The organism is Mesorhizobium sp. L103C131B0 (genome assembly GCF_000502275.1).
In the GTDB taxonomy this organism is placed as follows: Bacteria; Pseudomonadota; Alphaproteobacteria; order Rhizobiales; family Rhizobiaceae; genus Mesorhizobium.
In genome coordinates this window covers 742787-758361 of the sequence record NZ_AYXC01000002.1, presented here as the reverse complement: position 1 = coordinate 758361, position 15575 = coordinate 742787, and the positions used below count along the sequence as shown (strand labels likewise).

Genomic DNA, 15575 nt, shown 5'->3' with positions numbered 1-15575 from the left:
AGAGTGGAGTGACAGCGTGACCCAGACCGCCCCCTTCCCGAAGCTCAAGCGTGGTCTTGTCGCCATTCTGCGCGGCCTCAAACCCAGCGAGGCGGTTGCCATCGGCCAGGCGCTGTTTGACGCCGGCATCGAAGCCATCGAGGTGCCGCTCAATTCGCCGGAGCCGTTTTCATCGATCGCCAGCATTGTCACCGCTTTGCCCAAGACAGCGCTGGTCGGCGCCGGCACGGTGTTGACTTCAGCCGATGTCGACGCCCTCGCCAAGGCCGGCGGGCGGCTGCTGGTCAGCCCCAACATCGATGCCGACGTCATGGCCCGCGCCATGCACCATGGCATGGTGACGATGCCAGGCGTGTTCACCCCCACCGAAGCTTTTCAGGCGATTAGGCTTGGGGCTTCGGCGCTCAAATTCTTCCCGGCAAGCGTGCTCGGGCCCAGCGGCATTTCGGCGATGCGGGCCGTGCTGCCGGCCGATACCGTGGTCGGCGCCGTCGGCGGCGTTTCCGAGAAAGACTTTGCCGGCTACAAAGCCGCTGGGGTGACCGCTTTCGGTCTTGGCTCCAGCCTGTTCAAACCCGGCATGAGCGTCGACGAGGTGGCCACGCGTGCCCGGGCGGCGGTAATGGCCTGGGATGCGGCCTTCGGCGGAGCGGCATGATGGACAACGTTTCGGTTTTCTCGGACCATGTCTGCGAGCTCGGCGAGGGGCCGAGCTACGATCCCGCCACCGATACGCTGTTCTGGTTCGACATTGTCAACGGCCTGCTGCTGGAGCAGGGTGTCACGTCCGGCGCGCGGAAAGTCCATGAGCTCGGTCAGATGGCCAGCGCCATCGCCATTGTCGATGGCAATCGCCAGCTCATCGCCACCGAGACTGGCCTGCATGTCCGCGACGTCTCGACCGGCAAGCTGACGCTGCATACGGCCATCGAGGCCGACAATGCGCTGACCCGCTCCAACGATTCGCGCGTCCACCCTTGTGGCGCCTTCTGGGTCGGCACGATGGGCAAGGGTGAGGAGAAGGGCGCCGGCTCCATCTACTGGTTCTTCAAGGGCGAGCTGCGCACGCTTTACACCGGCATCACCGTGTCGAACTCGATCTGTTTCTCGCAGGATGGAACGATCGCTTACTACACCGATACCGCGACCGGCCTGTTGATGCGCGTCGCCTGCGATCCGGCAACGGGTCTGCCGATCGGCGAGTCCAAAGTGTTCGTCGACCATCGCTCGTCGAAGGGCTATGTCGATGGCTCGGTCGTCGACCGCGACGGCGTGCTGTGGAACGCGGTCTGGGGCGGCAAGGCGGTGAAGGCTTATGCGCCGGACGGCACATTGTTGCGCGAAATTGCCACGCCGGCGGGGCAGTCCTCGTGCCCGGCCTTTGTCGGCGCCAAGGCCGATCGGCTGGCGGTGACCTCGGCCTGGAAAGGCAAGGACGACAAGCAGCGCAAGCTCGACCCACAGGCCGGCATGACCTTCCTGCTCGACATCCCCGTCAACGGCCGCTTCGAGCCGCGCGTGGTCATCGCCTGAGCGCTGTCGCGCAGGCGTCCGCCTCGGTCGGTTTCGCGCAAGTCTGAAGCAGGGGCCATGCCATGGTGGGACAACACCACCGAAGGTCCTGATCCATGCCGCGCCCGACCCTGATCCTCGTCCATGAGCCGGAAAAGGCCTGTCTCGACCGGCTGGTCGCCGACGGCTTTCCCGCCGAGCGCGCCCTGGAAATCTCGTCCTATCTGGCGCAATCGACCGATCTCGCGCCCGAATTCGATGAAATCACCGCCGCTTGCGGGCGGCGCGGCCTCGCCTTTATCCCGGTTGCACTCGACGATGCGGCAAGCGCGCTGGCGAAGGCCGATCCCGCAACCACGCTGGTCTGGACGCTGACCGACGGCATTGCCTATTTCCGCGGTGCTGCAGCGCCCGCACTTGCCAGGCTGAATGGGCTTAGAACCGTCGGGGCCGACGATGCGCTGTTCGCGCTTTGCCAGGACAAGTTCCGTTCCGGCGCCGTGCTTTGCGCGCTCGGCCTGCCGGCGCCGCAGGCAGGCCTGGCCCGCGACGGCCGCTGGCTGGCCGACCCGCCAGCTTCGGAAGCCGGCTGGTTCGTCAAGCCGAACCGGCTCGGCTCCAAGGTAGGCATCTGGCCGGATTCACGCTGCAACGACCTGGCCCATGCGCTGGAGCTTAGCCGGCGGGTCTATGCCGCTTATCGCGACGATGTCGTCGTCCAGCCCTATGTCGGCGGTCGCAATGTCCGCGCCAGCTTCCTTGGGCTGCAAACGGATGCCGGGGCGGAAGCGCTCGGCGTTGCATTCGTCGACTCCGGCGGCGATTTCCAGACCATGGCGGACTCGATGGCGCTTTACGGCGACACCGGCGAGGCCGCCAAGGCGGCTGGACTATACAGCGAGCCGGTGCTGGAGGCGGTTGCCGACACCCAGCCGGCAGCCGCGGCAACCATCCGCCGCATCGCCGAGCGGCTGGTCAGCGGGCTCGGCCTGCGAGACGTGTTTTCCCTCGATTTCAGGGTCGAGGCTAACGACCATGTCCACCTCATCGAGTTCGAGATCTGTCCCGGCCTGCCCTGCTTCGATTTCCGCGCCTATTGCCTGATGCAATGGGGCATGACGCTGGCCGATGCGGTTGCCGAGACGGCGGCGAACCGACTGAACCGACAGGCGATCTGAACGGTCGAGGGACCAGCGCGACCTACCGCGCCTTGACGGCTTTTGCTCCACCTTTAGTGTCGCGGGACAGTCCTCAGGCAAGGCCGCGCGATGAGCACACCAGCAAGCTCCCTCCACCATCACATCAGGCGCATGGCCGGGCGCGATCCGCACGAGGCGCATCGCGTCGCCACGCCGCTCGAGCTGCTGTTCGATCTGACCTTCGTCACCGCCTTCAGCCTTGCCGCCGCGCAACTGGCGCACGCCCTTGCCGAGGGCAACTACGCGGCGGCGCTGATCGGCTTCGGCTTTGCCAGCTTCGCCATCTGCTGGGCGTGGATCAATTTCTCCTGGTTTTCCTCCGCCTATGACACCGACGATTGGATCTTCCGCCTCGTCACCATGGTGCAGATGATCGGCGTGCTGGTGCTGGCCATCGGCCTGCCGCGCATGTTCGCCTCGATCGAGCATGGCGAACACCTCAACAATTCGGTCATGGTGCTGGGCTACGTCATCATGCGCGTCGCCATGATCTTCCAATGGCTGCGCGCGGCGCGGCAGGACCTTGGGCGGCGGCGTGCCTGTCTCACCTATGCCATCGCCATCGCGATCGCCCAGATCGGCTGGGTGGTGCAGATCCTAGTCGATTTCTCGCTGGCGACGAGCCTGGCTTTCGGCGCGGTCCTGCTTCTCATCGAGCTTGCCGGACCGGTCATCGCCGAACGCCGGGATGGCGGCACGCCCTGGCACGCGCATCACGTCGCCGAGCGCTACAGCCTGTTCGCCATTATCGCGCTGGGCGAAGGGGTGGTCGGCACGCTGGCGACGCTGTCGGCCGTGGTCGAGGAGCAGGGCTGGAACCTCGATGCCGCCTTGATCGGCATTGCCGGAATGGGTCTCACCTTCGGCATGTGGTGGGTCTATTACATGCTGCCCTCGGGGACGGTGCTGCACCAGCACCGCAGCCGTTCCTTCGTCTGGGGCTATGGCCAGATGGTGATCGTCGCTGCCATCGTCGCCACCGGCGCCGGGCTGCATGTCGCGGCCTATTTCATCGAGCACAAGACCCATAACGGCCCGGTAGCGACCCTGCTGTCAGTCGCCATTCCGCTAGGCGTGTTCCTGGGGGCGATCTATGCGCTGTATTATTATCTCGTCCAGCGCTTCGATCCCCTCCACGTCTGGCTGCTGGCGGGAACGGCTGCGGTCGTCGCACTTGCCATCATCGCCGCCATTGCCGGCGTCGACATGGCGGTCTGCCTCATCTTACTCACGCTAGCGCCGGCCGTCACTGTTGTCGGCTATGAGCTGTCGGGGCACCGCCATCAACTGGAGGTGCTGGCGCAGGAGGAAGCGCCGCACTGAGCAGAGCAGCTTCGCGCGTCAGATACCCTCGACCAGCACGATCTCGCCATCGGCCACTTTCTGACGGATGGCGACGGCGCGCTGGTACTCCGGCGAGTGGTAGCAGTCATGCGCCATCGCCAGCGATTCGAACTCGATAATGACATTGCGGGCGCGGCCAGGCCCCTCGGCCTTTTCATGCTCACCGCCACGGGCCAGGAACTTCACGTCGAAACGGTCGAAAGCGAGCTTGGCGGCAGCGACATAGTCCTTGTAGCCTTCAGCATCGCGCACATCGACGCGGGCTATCCAGTATCCCTTGGGCATTTTCTTCTCCTCGCTACGCGGCGCGCATCTCTTCCAGTATGGCTTCGGCAGCCGCGCGCCTGTCGCTTGCCGCCACGATCGGCCTGCCGACCACGAGATGGCTGGAGCCGTTGCGGATCGCCTGGCCGGGCGTCACCACGCGTTTCTGGTCGCCATGGTCGCTGCCCTTGGGCCGTATCCCCGGTGTCACCACCGCCAGGTCGGGTCCGACGATGCGGCGCACCGCTTCCGCCTCCTCGGCCGAGCAGACGACGCCGCCCATGCCGGCATGCAGCGCCTGTTCGGCGCGTCTCAGCACCAGCGTGTGCGGGTCGTATTCATAGCCGGCGTCGATCACGTCCTGCTCGTCCATCGAGGTCAGCACGCTGACCGCCAGCAGGCAGAGGTCGCTGCCCCTGGCGGCCTCCACCGCGGCTCGCATCGCCTTGGGATAGGCGTGGATGGTCAGCATGGTCATGCCCATGCGCACGATGTTCTCGACACCCTTCGCCACGGTGTGGTCGATGTCGAGCAGCTTCATGTCGAGGAAGATTTTCGTGCCGCCGCTGGCCAACTCCCTGGCGAAGTCGAGCCCGCCGGCGAAGGCCAGCTGATAGCCGATCTTGTAGAAGGAGACGACGCCTCCGAGCTCCTGCACCGCCTGTTCGGCCTCTTTCACCGTCGGCACGTCGAGGCCGACGATCAGCCTGTCTCTCATGGTATGGGCCTGCATGGCTGTGGAAATCATGCCCCGGTCCGGGTCGATAGCATGCGCGAGGTTTCGATCAGCGTGCGGCATAGGTGCTCCATCGATTTGGTCAGTCTATCATCCCTGAAATTGCCGTCGCCGTCGAAGGCACTGCCGCCATCGGATACCGAGCATTCCGGCGTCACCATCTCCAGCTGGCAGCGCACCAGCACGGCGCGCAGATGGTTGATGCAGCGGATCCCGGCGAAATGTCCGTTCGAAGACGAGCACAGGCCGGCGACCTTGCCGACAAATGGCCTCACCGGCCAGCCGCCATCGAGGCGCACCCGGCTTACCCAGTCGATCGTGTTCTTGAGCAGTGGCGGGATCGAGCCATTATATTCCGGCGTCGCGATCAGTAGCCCGTCATGGGCGGCGATCAGCCGGCCGAGCTTCACGGCGTTGTCGGGAACGCCTTTTTCCTTTTCGAGGTCCTCGTCGATGATCGGCAGCGGATAGTCGGCCAGCGAAATGCGCGTCACCTCGGCGCCTTGCATGGCCAGCTCCTTCTGCGCCACATCGGCGGTCCTGCCGCTGAAGGCGCCGCTGCGCACCGAGCCGGCGAAGACGAGGATTTTCGCGATCACAGCCATTGGCCACTCTTGTTCCCGGACAGGTACAGCCAGAGGCTGCGCAAATCAACGCACTGGCTCAAAAAACGGAAACGATCGGGGGGCAAGCGCGCGAAGGTGTGCCGAGCAGCTGGGCTATTGCTAGTGGGTGACCGCAATTCTTGCACTCAGCGCGATGAGTGCAACTCCGAGCAAGGCATCTATCGGCCTGCGGACGCTGCCATATACCGACCCAACCCTTCTTGTGGAGAACATTAGCGCGACAAGCCCAAACCACGCCATCGCGACCAGCCCGATTATGGCCAGCGACCCTGCCTGGACCCAGATCGGAGCCTGCATCGGCAATACCGATATGAACAGGCTCGCGAAGAACGCGGCCGTCTTCGGATTTGTAATTCCGACAACGAATCCGCTTCGCCAAGGAGCCGTAGTCTCTGCGCCACCGACGGCCAGCGGTGGCCGCGCCTGCCAAGCCGACAAAAGGATCTTGCTGCCCAGGTAACCGAGATACACGGCACCGGCGATCCGGACGGCAAGGTGAGCCCATGCAATCTGCGTCAGTACGAGGCCCAGGCCACACATCGCGAGAGCCGCCCACACCATGATCGCTGCGGCAATGCCAAGCGCCACATGGAACCCCGCGCGACGGCTGATCAGCGCATGGGAAGTCACGGCTACAAAATCGGGTCCTGGGCTCATGGCGCCGAGCAGGAAGACCGAAGCAAGGGTCAGGAATTGCGGAAGGTAGCTCATGCGATACTCCAGTTTCAGTCTCGTCGTACCGCACGCCTGCATGCCGGAGAGGCCAGGAAAGCCGCTCGCCGATTTCGAGGGTCGTTTCCCTCACCTTCACAAAACCTACAGCGCTCTTTAATATGAGCGAAATGAAAGATATTTCGGCAGCCATGAACAAGGCTAATATCAACATCACGATGGTGCGCGTCCTGACATCGCTCAGCGAGACGCGCAGCTTCACCAAAACCGCCGAGCGGCTCTGTCTTTCTCAATCGGCCATAAGCCATGCAATGAAGGCGCTGGAGGAGATCGTTGGCGCGCCCCTCGTCATACGTGATCGGCGCGGTGTCGCTTTCACCGCAACCGGCGAGGCGGCTTTGGACGCGGCGCGCGCCGCTTTGCATGCTTTAGGCCGTCTTGTCGGCCTACGGGAACACTCCATCAAAGGCAGAGTACGGCTCGCGCTGGTCAGCAGCGCCTCGGTAAAGATTGCTCCATATGCGTTGAACATTACTTCCGTCCGGCACCCGGAGCTTGCTGTCGAACTGCTCTTGGGCACGGATACCGAGGTGGCGGAGTGGGTCGATCGCGGTGCCGCCGATATTGGACTGTCCTACATCGCCGGCAATTGCCAAGCCGAGGAACTTGTCGACGACGAACTCTTTGTGGCGTCATCGCAAAAGAACTCAGTCCAAGGCGGGTCATTTCCGATCCGCGCTCTCGACGGCCAGCCATTCATCATGTCGAGCGGCGGCTGCGGACCAATGCTTGCCGAATTGTTCCAGGATTTTGGCGTTGCGCCAGTTGTCATCCTGTCGGCGAGCGATATGGCGGCGCTGCTTGCTCTGGTGGGGGCCGGGCGCGGTTTGTCGATTGCGCCAGGCCTGGCGTTTCCGGCCGATTGGCAGCGAACCGTCGCGAGGCGTCCTCTTGAGCCGCGTGCGCGTCGGCCTCTGCTGCTTCTGTTCTCCAGCAGCGCCGAAGCAACGGCCGTGCGGGCCATGTGCGCGGCGATCAGAGAGGTCGCCACGAGTTTGCGAGGCGGATAACAGTCAAGGATGTGGATCGACCCTCAATCGAGCTTCCTTCGGGAGACGGCGATCCTCTACAAGGCGCCAGAGACTTCTCCCGCCCCCAATACCAGCTAATGCGCTTCGCGCCGGTAGATCCACAGCTGCGTCGGCGGGATGTTGCGGAAGATGAAGTCGAAATGCTTGACCGTGTAATTGCCGCGGCCGGGCGGGATCGGCGACAACGGCCCATAGGTCAGCTGCACGATCGGCCGTCCAACCGGGATGCGGTCCAGCAGGCTTTCAATATAGGCGATCCGCTGTGCGACCGGAAAATTGAGCAGCGGCACGCCGGAGACGACGGAATCGAAAACCATCCCGCTCTTCTCGCCAAGCGTGGCGTTGAGATTGAAGGCATCGCCCTCGATGACGTTGACGCCGGGATAGAGCTGGCGCAGATGGCGCACGAAATCGGTGGAATATTCGACCGCGTAGAGGTTTTCGGGCTTAACGCCCTGGGCGAGGATTGCACGCGTGATGACGCCTGTGCCGGGGCCGACTTCAAGCACCGGCAGGCCGGACTTCGGATTGACGATGGAAGCCATCTTGCGGGCGGTGACGGAGCTTGTCGGCACGATCGAACCGACCGACTTCGGCTTGTCGATCCAGCCTTTGAAGAATTTGAGTTCGTCGTCGAACTTTTCCGCCAGCGCCTTCCGCAATCCCGGACCACGTGCCATGCAAGTTCTCCTCAACACTCCCCGAACGCTACTTAGCAGCTAACAGGTCCAAGGCAAGGCGCGATCTGGCATAAGATGTTGATGACGTTCGGGAAGCGTGGCGGCCTTGGCTTGGGTTCAGTGCTCGCCGAAGGATTCGAAAAAGTCCTTCATGCGGGCGAAAAAGCCGCTCGACTGGGGCGAATTGTCCTTCGACGACAGCTGCTCGAACTCTTCCAGCAACTCGCGCTGGCGGCGCGACAGGTTTTGCGGCGTTTCGACCGCGGTCTGGATATAGAGGTCGCCGACATTGGGCTGGCGCAGCACCGGCATGCCCTTGCCCTTGAGGCGGAACTGGCGGCCGTTCTGCGTGCCTTCGGTCACTTTCACCTTGGTCTGACTGCCGTCCAGCGTCGTCACCTCGAACGAGCCGCCAAGGGCGGCCGTCGTCATCGATATCGGCACCTTGCAGTAGAGATCGGCGCCGTCGCGCTGGAAGAATTCATGCGGCTTCACCGCCAGGAAAATATAGAGGTCGCCCGATGGGCCGCCGCGCAGGCCCGCCTCGCCCTCATTGGCAAGCCGGATGCGGGTGCCGTCCTCGATGCCGGCCGGGATATTGACCGACAGCGAGCGTTCCTCGGTGACGCGGCCCTGGCCGGCGCATTTCGGGCACGGGTCCTTGATCGTCTGGCCGCGGCCTTGGCATTGCGGGCAGGTACGCTCGATCGAGAAGAAGCCTTGCGTCGCTCGTACCTTGCCGTGGCCATGGCACATCGAGCAGGTCACCGGCTGGGTGCCGGGCTTGGCGCCGGTCCCGGAGCATTCCGTGCATGAGATCGAGGCCGGCACGCGGATTTGCGCGGTCTTGCCGGCAAACGCTTCTTCCAGCGTGATTTCCATATTGTAGCGCAAATCGGCGCCGCGTTCGCGGCCGCCCGACGAGCGGCGCTGGCGCCCGCCCATCATGTCGCCGAAAATATCTTCGAAAATGTCGGCGAAGCCGCCGGCGCCAAAACCTTGCGCGCCGCCATTCATGCCGCCCTGCTCGAAGGCGGCGTGACCGAAACGGTCATAGGCCGCGCGCTTCTGCGGGTCCTTCAGCGTTTCGTAGGCTTCGTTGATTTCCTTGAACTTATGCTCGCATGAGTGATCGCCGGGATTGCGGTCGGGATGGAACTGCATGGCCAGCTTGCGGAAAGCGCTCTTGAGCTCCTTCTCGTCGGCGCCCTTTTGCACGCCCAGCGTCTCGTAGAAATCAGCTTTCATCTTTTCCCGCAGTCCGGATGCTCAACGTCTTGATGCATGTTGCGTCGTTTGCCGGCACGTTGTCTCGATTTAGGAGCGGTGCTGCCCGGATGCTAGGGCCGGCGCGCTTGTGCCTGTGTTTTTCAGTGACTTTTTCGGCAAGGCCCGCACTTTTTCAGCGAGGGTTGCAAAAAAGCCCGGCTTTGCGCCGGGCTTTCCGCTTTATTTGCCGTCAACCGGTCAGGCCGACTTCTTCTTCTCGTCGTTTTCGTCGATTTCCTCAAAATCGGCGTCGACCACATCGCTATCCTTGGCCGCGTCCGCCTTGGCGTCGGCTTCCGCCGCTTCCTTCTGCGAAGCTTCGTACATGACCTGGCCGAGCTTCATGGATGCTTCGGCAAGCGTCTGCGACTTGGCCTCGATGTCGGCGGCATCGTCGCCTTCGGCAGCAGCCTTCAGCGCCGTGATAGCCTCCGATATCGCCGTGCGCTCGGTTTCCGAAACCTTGTCGCCATATTCCTTCAGCGACTTCTCGGAGGAGTGCACCAGCGCCTCGGCCTGGTTGCGGGCCTCGACCAAAGCACGCCGCTGCTTGTCGGTCTCGGCATTGGCTTCGGCGTCCTTGACCATCTTCTCGATGTCGGCGTCCGAAAGGCCACCAGAGGCCTGGATGCGGATCTGGTGCTCCTTGCCGGTGCCCTTGTCCTTGGCCGAAACGTTGACGATGCCGTTGGCGTCGATGTCGAAAGTGACCTCGATCTGCGGCACGCCGCGCGGCGCCGGCGGAATGCCGACCAGGTCGAACTGGCCGAGCGCCTTGTTGTCGGCAGCCATTTCACGCTCGCCCTGGAAGACGCGGATGGTCACGGCCGACTGACTGTCTTCAGCGGTCGAGAACACCTGGCTCTTCTTGGTCGGGATGGTCGTGTTGCGTTCGATCAGGCGGGTGAACACGCCACCCAGCGTCTCGATGCCGAGCGACAGCGGCGTCACGTCGAGCAGCAGCACGTCCTTCACGTCGCCCTGCAGCACGCCGGCCTGGATGGCGGCGCCCAAAGCGACGACTTCATCCGGGTTGACGCCTTTGTGCGGCTCCTTGCCGAAGAACTGCTTCACGATCTCCTGGATCTTGGGCATGCGGGTCATGCCGCCGACCAGGACCACTTCGTCGATCTCGCCAGCCTTCAGCCCGGCATCCTTGAGCGCCGCCTTGCAGGGCTCGATGGTGCGCTGGACGAGATCGTCGACCAGCTGCTCGAACTTGGCACGGGTCAGCTTCAGCGTCAGGTGCTTGGGGCCGGTCGCGTCGGCGGTGATGAAGGGCAGGTTGATTTCCGTCTGCGTCGTCGACGACAGCTCGATCTTGGCCTTTTCAGCCGCCTCCTTGAGGCGCTGCAGCGCAAGCTTGTCGTTCTTCAGGTCGATGCCCTGTTCCTTCTTGAACTCGGCCGCCAGGTATTCGACGAGACGCATGTCGAAATCCTCGCCGCCGAGGAAGGTGTCGCCATTGGTCGACTTCACTTCGAACACGCCGTCGCCGATTTCGAGCACCGAAATGTCGAACGTGCCGCCGCCAAGGTCATAGACGGCAATGGTCTTGCCATCCTTCTTGTCGAGGCCGTAGGCAAGTGCTGCAGCCGTAGGCTCGTTGATGATGCGCAGCACCTCAAGGCCGGCGATCTTGCCGGCGTCCTTGGTGGCCTGGCGCTGGGCGTCATTGAAATAGGCCGGAACGGTGATGACCGCCTTCTCGACCTTCTCGCCGAGATAGGCCTCCGCCGTTTCCTTCATCTTCTGCAGGATCATGGCCGAGATCTGGCTGGGCGACTGCTTCTTGCCGCCGGCCTCGACCCAGGCATCGCCATTGTCGCCCTTGACGATCTTGTAGGGGACAAGCTTCTTGTCCTTCTCCGTCACCGGGTCGTCATAGCGGCGGCCGATCAGGCGCTTGACCGCGAAGATGGTGTTTTCAGGATTGGTGACCGCCTGGCGCTTGGCCGGCTGGCCGACGAGACGTTCGCCGTCGCCCGAGATGGCGACGATGGAAGGCGTCGTGCGCGCGCCTTCCGCATTTTCAATGACCTTGGGCTCCTTGCCATCCATGATGGCGATGCAGGAGTTGGTGGTGCCGAGATCGATACCGATTACTTTTGCCATTTTTCTAGTCTCTCCGCTAAGCAGGCTCTCAGGACCCGTAAGGCGTTCCGACGAAAGCCCCTGTTCACAAGAAATTCCGCTCCGGCAACCGGCATTCCGGCACTGGGCGGCTTGGCGCGTATATAAGAACAGGCGGCATCGGGCGCAAGCATTCTGCGCATGGCATCCACCGCGCCGCGCTTGGCGCCTTTGAACAGCCGCCCAGCGGCCCGGATGTGCTCCAACCGCGCTCAAAACCCCAGGATCTGCGCGATCCCCCCGGCGAAGCGCCCAGTCAGGGCTTCGAAACCACAAGAAAACGTCACCTATGCGTGAGAGAGGCGGCTCCTGGCTGAGGAAGGCGCCTGCCCACAGCAGACACAGGCAAAAGCGTCACGCGGCCTGCGACAGCGATTTATGCGCCTCGGCCAGGATTTCGAACGAGCGCACGCGTGCCGCATGGTCGAAGATCTGCGCGGTCACCATCAGCTCGTCTGCGCCGGTGCGGCGCACGAACGCGTCTATGCCTTGCCGGACGGTTTCGGGAGAGCCGACGACGGCGCAGGACAGCGCCTGCGAAATCATGGTTTTTGCCATCGGCTCGAGCGTCTGGTCATAGCCCTCGACCGGCGGCGGCAGGCGGCCGGCCCGCCCGGTGCGCAGATTGACGAAGGCCTGCTGGAGCGAGGTGAACAGCAGTTTTGCCTCTCCATCGGTCGGTGCGGCGAAAACGTTGAGGCCGAGCATGACATAGGGCTTGTCCAGCTGTTCCGAAGGCTGGAAGCGCGAACGGTAGATCTCCAGCGCATGGTCCAGTTCGGCCGGCGCGAAATGCGAGGCGAAGGCATAGGGCAGGCCGAGCATGGCGGCGAGCTGCGCGCCATAGAGGCTGGAACCGAGGATCCAGACCGGCACCTTCTGGCCTTCGCCGGGCACGGCGTGGATACGCTGGCCTTCCGCGGCCGGCTGGAAATAGCCCATCAGCTCGACGACATCCTGGGGGAAATTGTCTGACGCCTCGAGATTGCGGCGCAGCGCGCGCGCTGTTCCCATATCGGTGCCGGGCGCGCGGCCGAGGCCGAGGTCGATGCGGCCGGGGTGCAGTGCCGCCAGCGTGCCGAACTGCTCGGCAATCACCAGCGGCGCATGGTTGGGCAGCATGATGCCACCGGCGCCGACGCGGATGGTCTTGGTGCCGCCGGCGACATGGGCGATGACGACGGCGGTCGCCGCGCTGGCGATGCCCGGCATGTTGTGGTGCTCGGCCAGCCAGTAGCGCCTGTAGCCGAGCCGCTCGGCATGGCGGGCCAGGTCGAGCGAATTTGCCAGCGATTGCGAGGCGTCGCTGCCTTCGACGATCGGCGACAGGTCGAGAACGGAAAGTGCGGTCATGGGCCTCAAGCCTTTACGATGTTCAACTGCCTGACCCTGGTTTCGAAGGCGCGGTCGGGAATGACGATGTCGAGCTGGTGCCAAGCAACGGGTCCATATTCTCGAACGGGATCGCCTGCGGACGCTGGCGATGCGGCGCGCTCAGCGTGCCGAGCGGAGCATCGATCGGGCCGCGATAGCCGATGCGGTCGAAATAGGAATCGAGGTCGAAGGAGGCATCTTTCATCGCAGGGTCCGGCTTGACCGGCTCGATATAGGCACTCCGCCTGAAGACAACAAATGCGCGATGACGGACAGGCGCGGCAAGCTTATGCCGCTGCCTTTCCGTTCTCTTCGGCCGCTTCTTCCTCCACCACGGCCGTCTGCTGTGCGGCGAGAAAATTGCCGACATGGCTGAGGCCATCGAAATGATCGCAGAACACTTTGACGACGACCAACAGCGGCACCGCCATCAGCGCGCCGACAAAGCCCCAAAGCCAGGACCAGAAGGCGATGGCGATGAAGATCGCCACGGCGTTGATCTCGAGGCGTCGGCCGACAACCATCGGCGTAACGAACTGGCCTTCGACGATGTCGCACAAAAGCACGAAGCCCGGCGCCAAAAGGGCGTAGGTGATCGAGTCGAAGCTGATCATCGCAATGACGCTGACCAGCACGATGGTGATCAGCGCGCCGACATAGGGCAGGAAGTTGAGCAGCGCCGCCATCGTTCCCCAGACGAGCGGGTTGGGCATGCCGAGCGCCCACAGGCCAAGGCCGATAACCGCGCCGAGACCGGCATTGATGACGGTGACGGTGAGCAGATAATGCGAGATTTCGCGCTCGACGTCATAGACGACGCGCAAGGCCCGCTTCTTCTCACTGAGGCTGGCGAAGGACTGGATGATCTTCTCATAGAACATCGTGCCTGACGCCAGCAGGAACAGCGACAGCACGAAGATGATGGTCAGGCTTGTCCCCGCCGACAGGACGTTGCTGGCGGCGGCCGACAGGACGCCGGACTGTGCCATCGCCACCTTCTGGATGCCCGGCTCCTGCGAGGTCTCCGTCATCTGTTCGATCTGATGCGAGATCTGCATGATCCTCTCGAGCGGACGCCGTAATTGCGCCAGCCGTTCGGTAAGTTGTTGGCCGATCGACGAGGTGTTGTTGAGAAGGTCGATGACCGGGCCGCTGAGCAGATAGCCGGCAACGCCGAAGACGCAGATCGACAGCACGACCAACATTGTCGCCGAAACCACTTCCGGAATGCCGCGCTTGCGCAGGAAGCGCACGATTGGTGTCAGCGTCAGCGTCAGCAGGAAGGCGAGGATGACCGGCATGAAGAAAGCACGCGCGAAATACAGCGCGTAGATGGCCATGAACAGAAAGATCCCGATGAGCAGCGAACGCATCAGATGCGTGTCGGCACGCGCCACAACTCTCGCCTCTTCGGTTTCGGCAAGGCCAGCACCCAAAGCGGCGGGTTCGGCTTTCATGATTTTCCCTCAGCGGCGCACCGCAATTGGTGCATTCCCCTGACGGAAACGCCTCTGCAAGCCCAAGGTTCCGTTAGCCGGCAAGGCCCTCAATCCGGGCCGCCCGTCGCTCAGGCGGCTGGCGCTGCGACGGCGACGCCGGGCTTGGCGGTCTCCTTGCGCACGATCGGCGCCACCTTGGTGCCGTACAGTTCGATCGCCTTCATGATCTTGGCGTGCGGCATGGCGCCGATCGCCATCTGCAGCAGGAAGCGGTCATTGTTGAAGATCTTGTGCTGGGCGACGATCTTTTCCGCCACCTGCTCCGGATTACCGACGAACAGCGCGCCGTTCGGACCACGCGACTGATCGAAATGCGCCCGCGAGGTCGGGCCCCAGCCGCGCTCGCGGCCGATGCGGTTCATCACTTCGGCCTGCGGGCCGTAGAAATCGTCGGCCGCCTGTTCAGTGGTCCCGGCGATGAAGCCGTGCACATTGATGCTGGTGGCAAGGCCCGAGGGGTCGGTACCGGCCCGCCTGGCGGCATCGCGATAAATGTCGAACAGCGGTGCAAACCGCGCCGGCTCGCCGCCGATGATGGCCAGCGCCAGCGGCAGGCCGAGCACCCCCGCGCGGGCCGCAGACTGCGGCGTTCCACCTATTGCGATCCAGATCGGCAATTTGTCCTGCAGCGGCCGCGGATAGACGCCGCGGTCGTTGATGGGCGCGCGCAGATTGCCGGACCAGGTGACCTTGACGCTGTCGCGTATGGCCAGCAGCAGGTCGAGCTTTTCGGCGAACAGCTCGTCATAGTCCTCGAGATTGTAGCCGAACAGCGGGAAGGATTCGATGAACGAGCCGCGCCCGGCCATGATCTCGGCCCGGCCGCCCGACAAAAGGTCGAGCGTTGCGAACTGCTGGAAGACACGCACCGGATCATCGGAGGACAGCACGGTGACCGCGCTGGTCAGCTTGATGCGCTTGGTGCGTTCGGCGGCAGCGGCCAGCGCCACCACCGGCGCGGACGCGGCATAGTCGGGGCGGTGATGTTCGCCCAGACCAAAGACGTCGAGGCCGACCTGGTCGGCCAGCTCGACCTCCTCGATCAGATTGCGTAGTCGCTGATGCGGGCCGATCGCGCCGGGGCCGGGCTCCGGGCTGACGTCGGCGAAAGTGTAGAGACCGAGTTCCATGGCATGTCATCCAAATGTTCTGATTTGCCGCTAGAGGTAGCGGCGA

16 protein-coding genes are annotated in these 15575 nt (G+C 63.5%); 5 read left to right on the top strand and 11 right to left on the bottom strand.

The features are described 5' to 3' along the window. Positions 1-16: 16 nt before the first annotated feature. From X730_RS157655 to X730_RS157670, 4 genes are all read left to right on the top strand, one after another. A complete protein-coding gene (locus X730_RS157655) occupies positions 17-658 on the top strand; it encodes a 2-dehydro-3-deoxy-6-phosphogalactonate aldolase (RefSeq protein WP_023825817.1) in 642 nt (213 codons plus the stop codon). Next, a complete protein-coding gene (locus X730_RS157660) occupies positions 658-1533 on the top strand; it encodes an SMP-30/gluconolactonase/LRE family protein (RefSeq protein ID WP_031196663.1) in 876 nt (291 codons plus the stop codon). Before X730_RS157655 ends, X730_RS157660 begins: the two co-directional genes overlap by 1 nt. A 95-nt stretch (positions 1534-1628) precedes the next feature. Next, positions 1629-2690, top strand: coding sequence for a hypothetical protein (locus X730_RS157665; protein WP_023825816.1), 1062 nt, complete (start codon positions 1629-1631; stop codon positions 2688-2690). Between the two features lie 90 nt (positions 2691-2780). Continuing rightward, the gene (locus X730_RS157670) at positions 2781-4034 is read left to right on the top strand and encodes a low temperature requirement protein A (protein WP_031196662.1); all 1254 of its coding nucleotides are present in this window, start codon (positions 2781-2783) and stop codon (positions 4032-4034) included. A gap of 18 nt (positions 4035-4052) precedes the next feature. On the opposite strand, the gene X730_RS157675 is transcribed toward X730_RS157670, so the two are convergent. The 4 genes from X730_RS157675 to X730_RS157690 all read right to left on the bottom strand — a co-directional run bounded on the left by X730_RS157675 (position 4053) and on the right by X730_RS157690 (position 6392). Continuing rightward, a complete protein-coding gene (locus tag X730_RS157675; RefSeq protein ID WP_023741329.1) occupies positions 4053-4340 on the bottom strand; it encodes a DUF1330 domain-containing protein in 288 nt (95 codons plus the stop codon). A 13-nt stretch (positions 4341-4353) separates the two neighbouring features. Next, positions 4354-5067 (bottom strand): orotidine-5'-phosphate decarboxylase, encoded by a 714-nt coding sequence (gene pyrF, locus X730_RS157680; protein WP_023825814.1) that lies wholly within the window; start codon positions 5065-5067, stop codon positions 4354-4356. Continuing rightward, entirely contained in the window at positions 5064-5660 is a 597-nt protein-coding gene (locus X730_RS157685; protein ID WP_023701964.1) for an NADPH-dependent FMN reductase, read from the bottom strand. The genes pyrF and X730_RS157685 overlap by 4 nt, the downstream gene beginning before the upstream one ends. A 120-nt stretch (positions 5661-5780) precedes the next feature. Further along, positions 5781-6392 (bottom strand): LysE family transporter, encoded by a 612-nt coding sequence (locus X730_RS157690; RefSeq protein ID WP_023825813.1) that lies wholly within the window; start codon positions 6390-6392, stop codon positions 5781-5783. Positions 6393-6514: 122 nt separating this feature from the next. Here X730_RS157690 and X730_RS157695 point away from each other — a divergent pair, with 122 nt between their 5' ends. Further along, on the top strand, positions 6515-7423 hold the full coding sequence (locus tag X730_RS157695; RefSeq protein ID WP_023681320.1) for a LysR family transcriptional regulator: 909 nt from the start codon (positions 6515-6517) through the stop codon (positions 7421-7423). A gap of 95 nt (positions 7424-7518) precedes the next feature. On the opposite strand, the gene pmtA is transcribed toward X730_RS157695, so the two are convergent. The 7 genes from pmtA to X730_RS157730 form a co-directional block, all read right to left on the bottom strand. Further along, positions 7519-8124, bottom strand: a complete 606-nt coding sequence (pmtA, locus tag X730_RS157700; RefSeq protein WP_023681321.1) for a phospholipid N-methyltransferase PmtA — start codon at positions 8122-8124, stop codon at positions 7519-7521. A 117-nt stretch (positions 8125-8241) separates the two neighbouring features. Beyond that, positions 8242-9372 carry a molecular chaperone DnaJ gene (dnaJ, locus tag X730_RS157705; RefSeq protein WP_023681322.1) on the bottom strand — a complete coding sequence of 377 codons (1131 nt, stop codon included), beginning with the start codon at positions 9370-9372 and terminating at the stop codon, positions 8242-8244. A gap of 219 nt (positions 9373-9591) precedes the next feature. After that, the gene (gene dnaK, locus X730_RS157710; RefSeq protein ID WP_023825812.1) at positions 9592-11508 is read right to left on the bottom strand and encodes a molecular chaperone DnaK; all 1917 of its coding nucleotides are present in this window, start codon (positions 11506-11508) and stop codon (positions 9592-9594) included. Between the two features lie 372 nt (positions 11509-11880). Continuing rightward, positions 11881-12879 (bottom strand): LLM class flavin-dependent oxidoreductase, encoded by a 999-nt coding sequence (locus tag X730_RS157715; protein WP_023673201.1) that lies wholly within the window; start codon positions 12877-12879, stop codon positions 11881-11883. A 22-nt stretch (positions 12880-12901) separates the two neighbouring features. Then, positions 12902-13105, bottom strand: a complete 204-nt coding sequence (locus X730_RS157720; protein WP_023673202.1) for an arylamine N-acetyltransferase — start codon at positions 13103-13105, stop codon at positions 12902-12904. Positions 13106-13187: 82 nt separating this feature from the next. Beyond that, complete coding sequence (locus X730_RS157725; protein ID WP_023673203.1) at positions 13188-14357, bottom strand: AI-2E family transporter; 1170 nt, start codon at positions 14355-14357, stop codon at positions 13188-13190. A 110-nt stretch (positions 14358-14467) separates the two neighbouring features. Beyond that, positions 14468-15529 (bottom strand): LLM class flavin-dependent oxidoreductase, encoded by a 1062-nt coding sequence (locus X730_RS157730; RefSeq protein ID WP_023739793.1) that lies wholly within the window; start codon positions 15527-15529, stop codon positions 14468-14470. Between the last annotated feature and the right edge of the window lie 46 nt (positions 15530-15575).

Bases quoted from the DNA above. Each gene is read 5' to 3' on its own strand.
- X730_RS157660 (WP_031196663.1), top strand. From the start codon at position 658: ATGGACAACGTTTCGGTTTTCTCGGACCATGTCTGCGAGCTCGGCGAG.
- X730_RS157665 (WP_023825816.1), top strand. From the start codon at position 1,629: ATGCCGCGCCCGACCCTGATCCTCGTCCATGAGCCGGAAAAGGCCTGT.
- X730_RS157670 (WP_031196662.1), top strand. From the start codon at position 2,781: ATGAGCACACCAGCAAGCTCCCTCCACCATCACATCAGGCGCATGGCC.
- X730_RS157675 (WP_023741329.1), bottom strand. From the start codon at position 4,340: ATGCCCAAGGGATACTGGATAGCCCGCGTCGATGTGCGCGATGCTGAA.
- pyrF (WP_023825814.1), bottom strand. From the start codon at position 5,067: ATGATTTCCACAGCCATGCAGGCCCATACCATGAGAGACAGGCTGATC.
- X730_RS157685 (WP_023701964.1), bottom strand. From the start codon at position 5,660: ATGGCTGTGATCGCGAAAATCCTCGTCTTCGCCGGCTCGGTGCGCAGC.
- X730_RS157690 (WP_023825813.1), bottom strand. From the start codon at position 6,392: ATGAGCTACCTTCCGCAATTCCTGACCCTTGCTTCGGTCTTCCTGCTC.
- X730_RS157695 (WP_023681320.1), top strand. From the start codon at position 6,515: ATGAGCGAAATGAAAGATATTTCGGCAGCCATGAACAAGGCTAATATC.
- pmtA (WP_023681321.1), bottom strand. From the start codon at position 8,124: ATGGCACGTGGTCCGGGATTGCGGAAGGCGCTGGCGGAAAAGTTCGAC.
- dnaJ (WP_023681322.1), bottom strand. From the start codon at position 9,372: ATGAAAGCTGATTTCTACGAGACGCTGGGCGTGCAAAAGGGCGCCGAC.
- dnaK (WP_023825812.1), bottom strand. From the start codon at position 11,508: ATGGCAAAAGTAATCGGTATCGATCTCGGCACCACCAACTCCTGCATC.
- X730_RS157715 (WP_023673201.1), bottom strand. From the start codon at position 12,879: ATGACCGCACTTTCCGTTCTCGACCTGTCGCCGATCGTCGAAGGCAGC.
- X730_RS157720 (WP_023673202.1), bottom strand. From the start codon at position 13,105: ATGAAAGATGCCTCCTTCGACCTCGATTCCTATTTCGACCGCATCGGC.
- X730_RS157725 (WP_023673203.1), bottom strand. From the start codon at position 14,357: ATGAAAGCCGAACCCGCCGCTTTGGGTGCTGGCCTTGCCGAAACCGAA.
- X730_RS157730 (WP_023739793.1), bottom strand. From the start codon at position 15,529: ATGGAACTCGGTCTCTACACTTTCGCCGACGTCAGCCCGGAGCCCGGC.